12 protein-coding genes are annotated in these 14,940 nt (G+C 35.4%); all 12 read right to left on the bottom strand.

What is annotated here, in order from left to right:
• Positions 1-39 precede the first annotated feature (39 nt).
• A complete protein-coding gene (locus ABIN22_RS03065; protein WP_346906489.1) occupies positions 40-1,878 on the bottom strand; it encodes a hypothetical protein in 1,839 nt (612 codons plus the stop codon).
• Positions 1,878-3,332 carry a flippase gene (locus ABIN22_RS03060; protein WP_346906487.1) on the bottom strand — a complete coding sequence of 485 codons (1,455 nt, stop codon included), beginning with the start codon at positions 3,330-3,332 and terminating at the stop codon, positions 1,878-1,880. Before ABIN22_RS03060 ends, ABIN22_RS03065 begins: the two co-directional genes overlap by 1 nt.
• A gap of 17 nt (positions 3,333-3,349) precedes the next feature.
• The gene (locus ABIN22_RS03055; protein WP_346906485.1) at positions 3,350-3,991 is read right to left on the bottom strand and encodes an acyltransferase; all 642 of its coding nucleotides are present in this window, start codon (positions 3,989-3,991) and stop codon (positions 3,350-3,352) included.
• Positions 3,957-5,156: a glycosyltransferase family 4 protein gene (locus ABIN22_RS03050; protein WP_346906483.1), complete on the bottom strand. Its 1,200-nt coding sequence runs from the start codon at positions 5,154-5,156 to the stop codon at positions 3,957-3,959. Before ABIN22_RS03050 ends, ABIN22_RS03055 begins: the two co-directional genes overlap by 35 nt.
• Positions 5,157-5,310: 154 nt before the next feature.
• Positions 5,311-6,159: a glycosyltransferase gene (locus ABIN22_RS03045; protein ID WP_346906481.1), complete on the bottom strand. Its 849-nt coding sequence runs from the start codon at positions 6,157-6,159 to the stop codon at positions 5,311-5,313.
• A 21-nt stretch (positions 6,160-6,180) separates the two neighbouring features.
• Positions 6,181-7,176, bottom strand: coding sequence for a glycosyltransferase family 2 protein (locus ABIN22_RS03040; protein WP_346906479.1), 996 nt, complete (start codon positions 7,174-7,176; stop codon positions 6,181-6,183).
• Positions 7,177-7,243: 67 nt separating this feature from the next.
• Entirely contained in the window at positions 7,244-8,317 is a 1,074-nt protein-coding gene (locus ABIN22_RS03035) for an acyltransferase (RefSeq protein WP_346906477.1), read from the bottom strand.
• Positions 8,304-9,287, bottom strand: coding sequence for a glycosyltransferase family 2 protein (locus ABIN22_RS03030; protein WP_346906475.1), 984 nt, complete (start codon positions 9,285-9,287; stop codon positions 8,304-8,306). The genes ABIN22_RS03035 and ABIN22_RS03030 overlap by 14 nt, the downstream gene beginning before the upstream one ends.
• 21 nt (positions 9,288-9,308) lie before the next feature.
• Complete coding sequence (locus ABIN22_RS03025) at positions 9,309-10,625, bottom strand: UDP-glucose dehydrogenase family protein (RefSeq protein ID WP_346906473.1); 1,317 nt, start codon at positions 10,623-10,625, stop codon at positions 9,309-9,311.
• 88 nt (positions 10,626-10,713) lie between these two features.
• Entirely contained in the window at positions 10,714-12,225 is a 1,512-nt protein-coding gene (locus ABIN22_RS03020; RefSeq protein WP_346906471.1) for a hypothetical protein, read from the bottom strand.
• Between the two features lie 376 nt (positions 12,226-12,601).
• Complete coding sequence (locus ABIN22_RS03015) at positions 12,602-13,687, bottom strand: glycosyltransferase family 2 protein (protein ID WP_346906469.1); 1,086 nt, start codon at positions 13,685-13,687, stop codon at positions 12,602-12,604.
• 19 nt (positions 13,688-13,706) lie between these two features.
• Positions 13,707-14,927 (bottom strand): glycosyltransferase family 4 protein, encoded by a 1,221-nt coding sequence (locus tag ABIN22_RS03010; protein ID WP_346906467.1) that lies wholly within the window; start codon positions 14,925-14,927, stop codon positions 13,707-13,709.
• Between the last annotated feature and the right edge of the window lie 13 nt (positions 14,928-14,940).

The raw sequence follows: 14,940 nt of genomic DNA, 5'->3' as shown, positions 1-14,940 counted from the left end.
TAATACTCCCCTCTAAAATATTACTTCGTTCTTTTGTTATTAATACGACGAGAACCTTACTCCACAGTTTTCTACTATTTCCTGTAGTACTTTCCCTTTTATATATATATATTCATTATCATCAAGTTGAGCATATTGATAACCCATTTTTAACATTTCTTCCTCTAGCACCTGATCTGAAAAAACTATCAAATCATCATTTGATTCTTTTGGTAGCTTAGGTATAATATGGTATTCTTTCAACAAAAATTGATATATATAAAAGTTCTGATGATCTTCCTTTCCACTTCCATCAAAAACATAAATATCTTCTGGTAGTTCAATTTGCTTTTCCATTTTTTGAATAAGATCATACCCAGAATCTGCCAGACTATATGTTTTCAATGAATTATTATAATCATACACTATCCCATTATAAATATATTGGAATATTAAAACCATCCCCACAATAATTAATGGCAAATAAATTTTCTTTTTTTTATACAAAAAATAAAAAGTAATCAAAAGGATGCAACAAATAATAGAAGCAGGTAAAAACAAAGAAATTCCTATTTCTCTAGATTCATTCCACAATGAAAAAGGGATAAAAACTTCTGTTAAAGTACCATTTTTATAGATATATGGAATAATTGCCATAAACCAATATAATTGTAAAAGAATAAATGTTATAAATATTGTTTTAAACCATTTCCTGAACCAATCCCTTTTTAAATAAATCCACGCAAAAAACATCATAATCAGAGGACCGCAGTAGATTACGAAATACCTGATATAAGTAAAACCTTTCAACCCATAAGAATAACTCGGTATCCCTAAACTCATCCCATCTGTTGCCCAAATTCCCCATGAAAAAACTTGCCCTAAAATAGTTACAACAATACCTGTAAAAGAAAATGTCCCCAAAATCAACATTAACTTATGACAATTTTGCTCTCTATATTTAAAAATCTTTCGTTGTTTCCACTCGCTTATTTGAATTCTAAAGAGAGAAAAAAACGCTATAATAGTAACAAGAAATATACCACATGTCAAAATATTAATTGTATTTATCTGCCCTAAAATAATATTTCCCCACGCATGCCACGTTCTTGGACTAAGAACATCTATAATAGAAGCTGTCTCAATTGCAGAATTCCTTAAACTCTCCTCCCCTTGTTTTAACCAAATGCTTGATTTCATGAATTCAATAAATTTGGTGGATACAACCCTTCCTAGTAATCCTGCAGTGCACAATAAAGGTAACGATAATATCCATTTTTTATAAACAACCCTTCCTACCAGTATTACCATAAAAAGAGCAATCCAGAATATAATTGCTCGCGTATGCACAATTTGTGCATACACTATTATCAATACACAAATAACTGTGTTTTTAATAGTTCTCTTATTGCAAGATAAATTTTTGCAGGCTTTTAATATTACTAATACCAAAAGCCATACTAAAAGTTGTAACAAATGTTCATTATAAACCACCATAGTTCTAACCGCTACAACATATGTACAAACACCTGAAACTAAGCAACAATATTTTTTATCCTTTATACCAATTATTTTTAACATAATATAATTACAAATCAAAGCACTAATTCCATAAAACACACTTTCACAAATGAGCATCGTTCGATATAACCAAACGGAGTCCTTTATAAATCGTATTAACGGAGAAAATAGAATTGTCATTCCTGATCCATAATAGCCAGCATGTGAAACAACCTCTGACCAATCATACCCTGCAAAGAAGGCACCATTTGAAATTGTTGCAATCTCATCCGATCCAGTTCTAACAGGATACGCAAAAATATTTAAAATTATACGTGGTACAACCGCAATAAAAAAAAGTGTAAACTGATATTTATATCGCCCCCAAAATCTTTTCATCAATTCCTCCTCCCGCCATTATCACTTATTTTAATCATATCAAGCATATATATTAATCGATTACGCTGAAATATAATAAACAAAGTCAAAGTTAATCCCCCATAAATAGCTATACCTATTAGGATTTGAAGAATCAAACTACTAACATTTTCACCAAAGAGCCCTCCACACTTGAAAACCACAACAAACATACTTAATCCAGAAACAACAAAAATCCAACAATCCTTCAAATAGGTGCTAATCTCTAATTCTTTCGTCACGGACATTGTCTGAACTAACATAACTGAAAATTCAGCTATCAGTGTTCCAATAACCGCACCTAATGCGCCTATTTTAGTTATTAAGATACTATTAAATAGAACATTAAAAACAGCTCCAACAATAACAGACACCGTATATTCCCTGTCCCTTTTATTTGGAATCAAATATTGTGTTCTTAAAACATTTGCCCATGAATTAAACACTGTAATTGGAGAAAGGCACATTATTAATATTCCACAAGCCCTAAACTCCTCACCAAAAAATAAAGGAGCAAAATTTTCAGCTACTGCTGCTGTCCCCATGGATATAGGCAACGCTAGCGCCATGATAAATTGCATTGAGTCTCTAATATAGATTTTGCTACGATTAAATTCACCATTAGCTATTAAATTTGACATTTTAGGCAACATTACCGTACCAAGTGCATTTATAAAAACGATTGGAATATTAATAATTTTTTCTGCATTTTCATATAGCCCAGATTGTACTCGGCTACTTAATAAACCTAGCATAACTTTATCCATCATTTTATATAAACTAACTGCAACAACTGGTATAAATAGAATCATAGAAGGCTTAATATGCTTTTTTATTCCCGACCACTCAGGTTGCTCAAACTTTATCATTTTCAATATTCTGGGCCATAATACTAACTGACTAATAAGTATTGAACCTGCTGATATTAATATATATATATATAAGTCTTCTTTTTTCTTAACAAATACTAAAATTGCAACTAATGATATAATTTTTACTGTAGCACTTCTAATCGAAGTCCACTTAAATTGTTCCATACCAAAAAAAAACCAGTTAATATCAAAAACACCCGAAATAACATATAAAATGTTTATCCAGACAACAATTCTTTCTTGTGAATGAATAGACATGGCAAATAGTATATAAATAGCTAAACTAAGTAAAGCTGTTACAAATTGAACACTATAAATCTCCCAAAATTCTTTTGACAATTTATCTTTATTATCTCTAACCATAGCAATACTTCGATTTCCATAATTATTCATACCCACCATACCAAATAGAACAAAGTAGCCTGCAACAGAATAATAATAAGAAAAAATTCCAGTTCCCTCTGCGCCAACAACTCGTGCCAAATAGGGCGCAGTTACTAGAGGAACGATCATATTTAATACTTGATACAACATATTAAATGCTAAATTCTTCTTAACACTCATCCATCATTCTCCAATACCTATCTTTTCTTAATTATTCTTGCAGGATTACCTGCAATTACACTGTTTTTTGTAAAACTTTTTGTAACAACTGAATTTGCACCTATAACACATCCTGATTCGATATTTACACCAGCAAGAAATACTGAACCAGAACCAATCCAACAATTATTTCCAATTGTAATTCTTTTATTCTCTACTCCTTGCAATCGAATTAGATCTGTGCCACTATAATTATGATTTTGAGCATGGAAACGAACGGCCTGTCCCATCTGAACATCATCTCCTATTACTATTCCGCCAGATGCTCCAAAAAAAGAATAGTCTCCACAGCAAAAATTATTACCTATTTTTATTCCTTCCCCTGGACATTCATATGAACTGCTAGCTCTCATTATAGAATATTTTCCTATTGAACAGTTTTCGCCAAATCTTAAGCCCTCTTTTGAAAAACCATCTATTTCTACATAATCTCCCAAAACTAATCCTCCCCCTGAATTATAAATAAAGCTCCTATGTTTTATCATTACTGATTTACCACAAAGTAAACGACCTTGAATATTAGATCCTACCTTTTTTATTAATCCTCTTACTCTTCTCAATGAATATTTATAAATTTTTTCTATTTTATTTATTTTTAAACTTTCCACTTTCTCCCCCAATATTTAAATAGCATTGATATACTTGATTAGCATTTTTTTCAACGCTGAAATTATGGTGAACATACTCTAAAGCCTTCATTGCTATCCTTTTTCTATACTCTTCATCTTCAACTAAAGCCTCGATTTTCATAGCAAGATTTTTAAAATCACCTTGTGTATATAATAAACCATTGATTTCATTATTAATAATTTCTTTCGTGCCACCACTATTCGCCCCTATTACTGGAAGGCAACTAGCCATTGCCTCTATCGTCACTCTTCCAAAAGCTTCCATTTTTGAACAAACAAGTTCTATATCCATAATTCGACGTAATTGATTTAAATTATTTATATGTCCATAAAAAGTAACTTGACTCTCTATGCCCAATTTAATCGCTTCCGCCTTATAAATTTCAATATTTCCAGATCCGGCCAAATGTAAAAATATATTATTAATTCCTTTTTTCTTCAAATAGCTAATAGCTAACATTGCCTCTTTTTGGCCTTTAGCATCAGATAACCTTCCCGCTATAAGCAAATTATATCTATCCTTTTTTTCAAATGTTTTAATTTTTTTTTCTGGAAATCTAATTCCATTATATATTCTTAACACCTTATTTTCCGGAATAAATTGTAAATATTTTCGTTTAAGTTCATCAGATACACAAATAACTTTATCACTGTGCTTTTCAATATAACGATATGAATAACTTTCAGAAAAGACAAATGACAAATTAAAATCTTCTTTTCCAAATTCCCTTATATGCCAGACATGAGGGATATTATACATTTTTGATAATATTCCTCCCATATTTATAATACTAGAATTCGTATGAATTATGTCAATATGAAAGTTTCTAATTTTTTTTCTTAGGCATAAAGCTTTTAGATAATTTATGATACATGCTACGCGATGCATCATAATTATTAGCTTGCCTCTCATCCCCTTAACTTCTTTTGGAATTAGCCATGAATAAAACTTTGTATAAATAATAGTTACCTTTCTTTTTTCTAACTCATTTATCAATGGTCCCTCGTCCGTTCTGACTAGAACATACACTTTATTATTTTTCTTTAATTCATCTATCATACCAAGTAAAGATAAAGTAGCTCCGCCCAGAACTGTTTCATGTGCTACATATAGTATATTCATATTAGTCTCCATTCCGCCACCAAGCGACAGCACAAATAGTAATGAAAGTGTTTCCCCTTTTGCTCTTGATGTACAGGTGTACCCCGATTCACTAAAGTTAGAATCTTCTTAATTAGATTCGTTAAGTAAATTTTTTATATCAACTTCATGATTTTAGTTTAATTTACTTTCTTTCACACTATTTTCCTCAATTATACCTTTTCACAATTCTTTGATAATTTAATGTAAACACTGGTAAACTATGAAAAAAGCTTGCCAACTGCCTACAAAATTTATTCATAATTTTTCTCGTTCCTATATTTCCAGTAGAACCACCTTCTTTATGCAGAATCTTTGCATTCTGATCTACCATAGTTCTTAATCCAACTTTATCTAAATACCATGCCAAATTTAGTTCCTCACCATATAAAAAGGTTTTTGGAAATAGTTGTTTATAATACTTAAAAAACTCAGCCGTTAATATATATGCTGCCCCCTGAACTATATATCCTTGACTCTCTAACTGTTCTAAATTGTACCCATTAATTCTCTTTGATAAACCATAATTGATTTTAAAAATATTCTGAATTGTACCGGAAAAAATATTAAATAACGCCCTTAATGTTTCCAGAAAAAGATGTTGAGTGAATCTACCATATGGAGTTTGTATCTTATTATTGCAACCAATACAAGTAGGATTAACTAATCCAATCCCTTTTCCACAGCAGTTCATCATTGAAGAAAGTACATCCTTTGTTAATAATACTGTATCGCTATTTAAAAGGAATATATCTGTACAATTCAATTCTTCAACAGCGTATCTTATACCAAGATTATTTCCTTTCGCAAAACCTTCATTTTTCTCTGCTACTATTAAGGTGATTTTAGTATTTCCCTCAAACCTATTTCGTATTTCTTCGATTGATTCGTTTGAAGATTTATTATCGACAATTATTATATTATAATTAATATAATCTTGCTTAAGAATACTATCTACGCAATCAATTGTATCCTGAAAGTTAATATAGTTTAAAATAACTATCCCTAGTTTTTTCATTTTCTACTCCATATCTACAATTCAATATTTTTGTACAATTCTAAAATGCATTATAAACCATCCTGACATAAGGCCCATCCATTTTAAAACAGCATAAGGAAGATAAGCTGATAATGCTAATACTTTTGTCGTTATACTTACTTTTTGATCCAATAGAACTCTACTTCGCAGTTTACGTAGATAATATTTCAATTCACTCCTATGCTCTTTATACTGGCGACTCATCGGCAATTCTCGTATCATTTGTAATATAGAAATTAACATTCTCGATTCTGCTGCTTTTATTAAACTCGGATATTTCTCTTCTATAAATTCCAGTATTTTTTTAGAAATCAGAATGCGATCCCATTTTTTTTCATTAAAGGCAGAATGCATACTGCTTCCTTCCCTTTGAAAATAATAATATTTTACAGATGGGGAATATACTACGCCATTGCTTAAATCAAACCAACGATAGACTACAGCCAAATCCTCATATAACATTCCCTCAGGAAACATAGCATTTTGAAATATTTCTCTTTTAATAAGTTTTAAACATGGTGAATTTGTTAAATGTCTTCGGTAAAGTAAATCTTCTAAAGCTTCTTCTGACGTAAGATTCTTTATATCTTTCTCCGAAATATCTTTATTGATATTTTCAATAGTGTATACCTTTTTATATCCACATACTGAAATATCCACCAAATTTTGATGTAATAAATTATATAAATACTCTATATAATCTTCCGAAACCCAATCATCAGCATCCACAAATGTTATATATTTACCCTGCGATTTTAGAAACCCATAGTTTCTTGCACTTGCAGCCCCTCCATTTGCTTTATGATAGGTAAATATATATTTAAACATTTTAGCATACTGTTTACAAATATTATATGAATCGTCCGCCGAACCATCATCTACTAATATAATCTCTATATTAGAGTATGTCTGTTTAGTAAGTTTGTTCATCATTCTCGGTAAATATTGCGCAACATTGTATACAGGCACAATTACAGATATTAAATCTTCATTCATAATTCCTTGTATATTATCTATGAAATTAACTCCATAGCCTCTCTTTCTCAAATTTTAATAACCACTTTTATAAAAGTAGACTATGAACGAAATGTATTTTATTCATAATCTCTATGATTACAAAACTAATTATAAATACTATTGCTGTGGTTATGATAATCATTATAATGCTTGGTATGTTAATTAACATCCATCCACCTTTTTCTAAAATAGCTATAACCAATGCATGAATCAAATACATTCCAAATGAATTTATACTTAGCTTTCTTAATATTTTTTTACTTTTCAACCCAATCCCCTTTTTTTCCACAAATTGTCTAACAAAAACATAAATAGCGCAAGAAATCAAAAGACAATTTAGAAAAGGATATGATAAAAAATCTTGTATAAGTGTTCCTGACGTCATTGATAGATGATAAGTTCTTTCGAAAGTTGCTACTAAACCCAATACGCCCAAAGAATAAAGTCCCAATCTTATATTTTTTTTGAACTGAGTACTATGGACTTGAAACCCCATAAGAAAATATACTAAAAATCCTCCATTTTTACCAAACAAAATATTTAGACCTGCCATTCCTTCTTCTACAAACACACCACCTTGAATTACGTTTAATACTGTTGGCAAAATGCTAGAAAAAATAATTCCTATAACTAACAAATAACTACAGATTTTTCTATTTGCGGTAATCAATTTCAAAATGGGTACTATAATATACAACCCAGCTATTACATAAAGAAACCAAAGATGATAATGTCCTCTTACCCATGTAATTACTAATTCTTTAAAACTAGAATAGTTAAAACTTTGTCCAGATACAATAAAGTTACCTATCGCATATATTGCTGACCAAATTGAAAATACCTTTAAAATATGTAATACATATTTTTTCAACATTATTGATACCGATACTTCTTTTTCTTTTCTAAGAAATAGGCAACCACTTATCATGATAAAAATAGGTACACACCACCGTACACTACTATTAAACATTAAAGCTATTACCCAAGTAATACTTCCCAATGAACTAAACTTCATATAAGAAGATGATATATGTAAGAGCATCATTGCAAACAAAGCTAGCACTCTTAGAGCATCTAAATATTCTATGTTTATTGTTGTACTCTTTTTATCTATAGACATCCTTATTTTTCTCTTTCTCTTCTTCGTGCCCCACTCCGTAATCCATCTTTCTCAACTCAAATTGTATCTCCTCTAACAATTTTCTGTTAGCCGAAATAACATCACCAAGTAATCCAATAACACCACAAAGTACAGCAATAATGATTAACATACTTGCCAGTATCAAAGACTGTATATGTCCAGTCCCAGCCCCCATGCACAGATAAACAATAAACCGTATTCCCAATGCAAGCCCGGCAATTCCAAACACTGCCGCAATACACGTAAAACAATACAACGGCTTATACATCATCAGAGCACGTCCAATTGTAAGCATAGACTTCTTCACATAACCGAACATACTGCTAAAAAGCCTTGACGGTCTCAGTTCAGCATTCGTCCGAATCGGCACAGATGTAACTGCCATCTTTTGCCTTCCAGCCTGTACAATTGTTTCTAATGTATATGTATACTCATTAATGACATTCAGCCTCATAGCTGTATGTCTGCTATACGCTCTAAACCCACTGGGAGCATCCGGTATATCTGTTTTTGATGCTTTTCTTACAACCCAGCTGCCTAAGTGCTGTAACTGTTTCTTAAGCGGTGAAAAGTGTTCCGTTTCATCAATAGGACGTTCCCCTACTACCATTCCTGCTTCCCCACGCAGAATCGGCTGAATCAATTTTTCGATATCCGCACCGCAATACTGATTGTCTGCATCCGTATTAACAATAATATCTGCACCATTCCTTAAACATGCATCGAGACCTGCCATAAATCCTCTGGCAAGTCCCTTATTATTCCTGAAATTAACAACATAGTTCACGCCCCAATTTTTAGCGACCTCTACAGTATTATCTGTACTTCCATCATTGATAATCAGATATTCTATTACATCAACACCGTCAATATGCTTCGGCAGGTCATTTAATGCAACTTCTAATGTTGCCGCTTCATTATAACATGGAATCTGAATAATAAGTTTCATAGTTTCTCCCTCGTGTTTCCTTTATTTTTTAAGTAAGTCCTGATTCACAGCACTTCTGCCTATGGAATCATAAATTACTTTTGTATTCTTCATCTGTTCTAATGTATAACAGTTTCTGCCATCCAGTACAATCGCTTTATTCATCAGTTCTTCATACTTCTGTACATCAAACTGCTTCACTTCATCCCACTCTGTCAGGATCAGACACAGATCAGCCCCTGTTATAGCTTCTTCTATTGTCTTGCAGTACTGGATTTTTTCCGGGAAGTGCTTTTTAAAGTTCTCCATACCGACCGGATCCCATACACGCACATGTGCACCATCTTCCATTAACAATGGAACATTCACCAGTGAAGCTGCCTCCCTCAAATCATCTGTTCCCGGTTTGAATGTACATCCCAACACAGCAACATTCAAAAACAGAAAATCGTCGTAGTACTTTTTCGCCTTTTTTATCAATTTAAACTTCTGATTTTCATTCACCTCAATGGCTGCACGGATTGTCCTGATTTCATTATCGTTAAAATTAGCCAGCCAGTTCAAGGCCTTCGTGTCTTTTGGAAAACAGGAACCGCCATATCCAATACCTGAACTTAAAAACTTATTGCCGATTCTGGCATCATATCCCATGCCATCTGTTACTTCTTCGATATCAGCACCGACAATCTCACACAAATTAGCAATCTCATTAACATAAGATATCTTTAACGCAAGAAAATCATTAGATGCATATTTTATCATCTCTGCACTACGTCTCTTTACAACAAGCTTTGGTGCCTCGAATCCATCGTATACATTTTTTAGAATTTCCCCGGGCACTTTATCCTCTACACCAATCACAATTCTGGAAGCGTGCAGGGTATCTTTAACGGCAGTTCCCTGAGAAAGGAATTCTGGATTAGATGCCACATAAATCTTCACATCATTTTTCTGCTTGTCATGAATATAAGCCTCAATCTTATCATTCGTACCGATAGGCACTGTTGACTTGACAACGACTACGCAGTCCCGCTCCACACTTTCTGCGATCTGCTTAGCTACTTTATATACATAGGAGAGATTTGCTGAGCCGTCCTGCTTTTCCGGAGTACCTACTCCTATAAAAATCACTTCGGCATCACGATATGCCCCTTGATAATCTGTCGTAAACGTAAGATGTGCTAAACTCTCCGTCATTAATTCTGACAGTCCGGGTTCATAAATAGGAGAGACTCCCTTTTGCATAATCTCTACCTTATCTTTATCAATGTCTACACATGTAACATCATGGCCTTTACTAGCCAGACATACCCCTGTAACAAGACCCACATACCCGGTACCAGCAACTGCTATCTTCATTTCAAATTCTCCGTTCTTCATTTGTTTTTTTTGCAAAATTCGACATGCTCTTAAATAATATAACATACTTCCGTACGAATTTCCACCCTTAATAAACAGCTGATAATGTTATACCAGTTTCTTCTATCTTTTCCTTTAGCTGCTCTCCAATCACATAAATGTATTCATGTTCTGCTATTTTACCATATACATATCCGTCATCTATAAGTTCTGACCACACTTCTGGACTCTGGCACAAAAAGACAGCTACCGTTTTCTTTTCCGGCGGCGCTTCAGAAACGACTGGTTTTTCCAGCATACAAAACTGGTACAGGTATTTAGTCTGCTGTCCTGTCCCATCCACACTCGCATCCTCAACATATATTTTATCAGGTAATATTCCTTCTTTTTCTAAATTTTTAAGAAGCTGCACACTGTCGTCTACATAAGAATAATTTTTTTGTCCGCGGTATCCCTCATGATACACCGCGTTATAGCAATAAGAATAGATCAATATAACACATAGTACTCCGAGTATTAGCTGTGTTTTGTTTTTTCTGTATAATATATAACTGATGATTAGTACCAGAAATACTAAAAATGTAGCCGGCAGATAGGTACGAAGCCTAATCTCATCTACAAACCCTCTGGTTAATGAAAATGGTGCAAAATCCCAGCAGCTCCCATTAAAATCACTAATATAAGGTAAGATACACAGAACCCAATATCCCTGAAGCAAGCCTGTAATTACGCAGACAACCGGATATAATTTACCAATTGTTTCTCTTTTATGATAAAAAAAGGATATTCCAATCATTAACAAAGGACCAACATATGCGGCATAATAGCGAAAATAAGTCACTGCCCGATATGCATCTGGATCGCCCCCATAAAACATTGCATTTGTCACTCCGCCAAGCCAGCTGATCGACTGTCCGCCAATTGTAACAAGTACAGCAGCTAAGAATACGCTTCCAATCAAAACATATGGGCTCAGTTTCTGAACCACTGCCATTTCATTATTTGCTCTTCTTAGACCTTTCCATAAAAGAATCAGAATAGCAACAACTGCAAACACTGCCAATCCTCCGGTTACAATAATAGCTTCGTTCAATTGCCCTATAATAATATTCACCCAGGCTGGCCATGATTTTACATCCTCCAACAAATATCCCATTGAGAATGAAACTCCTGTGTTAGACACATCGGAACTGGATGCGTTCACAAAATATGCTAATACAGCCTCTATTCCCTTTTGACTTACCACAAATCCCACAGCCCCCATAATAAGGCAAACTGGAATCGATACTAAAGATTTCCGATACACCCATCCATAATAAACAATTCCAAATACCACTGCAATCCATACAGCCGTTGCACGAGAATGTACCGTTGATGCATAGAACAGTATCAAAACAAGGAGAACCGTGTATGCAATCTTTTTCTTTCTGTCATCTGCACGGGTATTCAATCGCAACAATACCCAAGCCAACAGCCACATAACCAGAACATATATAAATTCCGGGTATGTATAAACCGCTCTTACTGCTACCAGATAAGAACAACATATAGAAGAAACACACAATATCTTCTCATTCTCCACATTCAGATATTTTTTCATCAAATGATATGCAATAGGCGCACTAGCACTCTGTGCCACAGCCATTAGTAAGACTATCATACGATATAATAATACCGGATTATGGAACAACTGAAAAAAAGGAATCAACAGCATAGTGTACCCATACCCATAGTACCGGTAGTTCTGCATAACCCCACTCCAGTCATACCCCATCAGCTTCGCTGCAGGTCCCATCGCAAAAATCTCATCCCCGCCAATTGATACAGGGTCAGACTGAAGCGCAAAAAAAAGTCTCGGCAAAAATGCTATAGTAAATGCAATCCATATATATTTGTTTCTACATATCGACTGTATGGCTCCTTTGAACCATCTTTTGTTACGTTGTTCCATTTTATATCTCCTGTATAGTTTTATTTTACCGCCCCGATTTCACCTTCGAATAAACCATAGGCAAAAACTTCCGCACAATATATATCCCCCGTCCCATCATTAAACAGAGCATTGCCCTTCTATACCGGAATAATACCAGAGCGATCCGAAGTGCCAGACTTTCTTTTGCCCTTGCCACGGGTATAAGTTCATTAAACAGTCCCTGGGCAAACACGGCCCTGCACCACTTGTACCGCAGAGCGTGATTCATGCCGGACCTTTTATCGCAGTTTCTTTCCAAGGCGGATAGGATATATCTTGCATACAGGCTTCCAAGGATACTGCGAATTTCTTCTGTACAGATCTCCCAGTAAGAAAATTGGTCAAACAGCATCTCGATCCGCTGTCTGTGCAGTTTAAAGTAATCCGGCACAAACTTATTCGTCAGATTTGCTTCCATTCGTTTTCCGTAATGGTATGGTGTCACCGGCAATATGTTTACAGTCTCCACATCCATGAAATACTTGACGTTAAACGTGATATCCTCGATTAATTTTATATTTTCAAATTCCAGCTTCATCTCACGGATATAATCAAGCAGATAAAATTTGTTCCATGCATACCCATACAGAGTCTGCTGTTCCAGTTCTATCACACAGGGCCTGAACTCCGCGGCCGTCTTATAGTAATGCTCTAACGGGCAGATAGAATGGGTATACTGCAGAACACCTTTTTTGTCGTAATACTCTTCTACATGTCCAAACAGCACCGCCTGGGCGGGATTCCGCTCAATTGATGCATATACCTGTTCCAGCAGGTCTGCGTCTGCATAGTCATCCGGGTCCATATACCAGATATATTTTCCGGAAGCGGCCTGTGTCCCTGTATTCCGCGCCGGGCTTAACCCCTGGTTCACTTCATGGTGGATCACCCGGATGCGCGAATCTTCAGATGCATACCTTTCTGCGATCTCTCCACTCTTATCCTTCGTACAGTCATCCACGACCAGAATCTCCCAGTCACCGAATGTCTGCTCCTGTATACTGGTGATTGCACGGTCAATATATTTCTCCACACCATAAGCAGGCATGACGATTGTAAAAAAAGGGCTTTTTACCTCTGTTTTATCCATAGATGTACCTCTTTGTATCCTATTTTTTAACCAGTCCCCTGATCAGTTCTTCAATCTTCCGGTATGCCTTAGGCCTGTCAAACTGCTCTTCCGCAATCTGTCTGGCTTTTTTGCCCATCTCAAGGCGCTGGTCTTCGTTTTCATATAATTTTTCAATGGCATCCGCCAGAATGTTGACATCCTCTGGCTCTATGTTTATACCAAATCCGTCCTTTTCTACCTTATTGCGGAATTCCGGACTCATGCATGTATTGATCATAGCTTTGCCCGCAGCCAGATAGTCTCCTATTTTTGTAACAATACTCTGGGGTGCTTTGCGCACAAATGAGTTCACCAGAATATCGGACTTCTTAAGGTATGCCGCCATCTTATCATATGGGGCGTACCCTACAAATTCCACGTTATATATCTGCCGGTCATTCGCCAGCATTTCCAGCTCCTCTTTCATGGGACCGCCGCCCAGAATCTTAATGTAGATATCTTTATGGCCTCTCTTCGCCAGTTCTTCGCCAGCCAGTACCATCGTTCGAATGTCATAGCTTGTCCCGATTGTTCCCGCATAAGTTACCCAGAACTCACCATCCAGCTTTACCACGACTTCATCATTGTCCTGCGCACCTTTGTCAAATACAGCAATTTCATTTCCTACATATACTGTCGCCTTTGGTACGGACCTGTTCTGGTTCTGGAACGGCCGGTCTCTGTACTCGTCTGAAGTACCAATCACACCGGATACCAGTGAATACACCTTTTCCGCATCTCTCTGGAGTGGATAGAACAGAATCGGGCTGATTACCGGGATATCCAGCACCATGCGCATCGCCTCCGGCCACAGGTCGTTAACGTCAGCCACAAAAGGAATCCCTTTTCTCTTTGCATATTCTGCCGCTGCAAGCGCCACGTCATTTGGTGGTATCTCTGCATACAGCAGGTCATAGCCGCCCTCCTTCTCGAGTAGTTCCGTCAGATTCTTTGCCGCAGTCTTATGGCTTTGTATCCGCTTTAAGTCAACATTTTTCTTATATCCGGGTTCGTAGATGAACTTGATTCCGAATTTATAGTCTTCGTTCTTAATCTTCTCTATATCACGCTGTGCCTTCTCCCAGTGCTGAAAAGTCGTCGTTATCAAATCAACCTGATAGCCTGCATCTGTCAGGAAATCACAGAGATAACGGAATCGTGTATACCCTTTTTCCCCGTTTAGTCTGACACCCATCGTAATCACTGCTATTTTTTTCATCCTTTATCTGCCC

Source organism: Faecalicatena orotica, from assembly GCF_905197545.1.
Classification (GTDB): domain Bacteria; phylum Bacillota; class Clostridia; order Lachnospirales; family Lachnospiraceae; genus Faecalicatena_A; species Faecalicatena_A orotica.
This window is presented reverse-complemented; position numbering and strand designations above follow the sequence as displayed.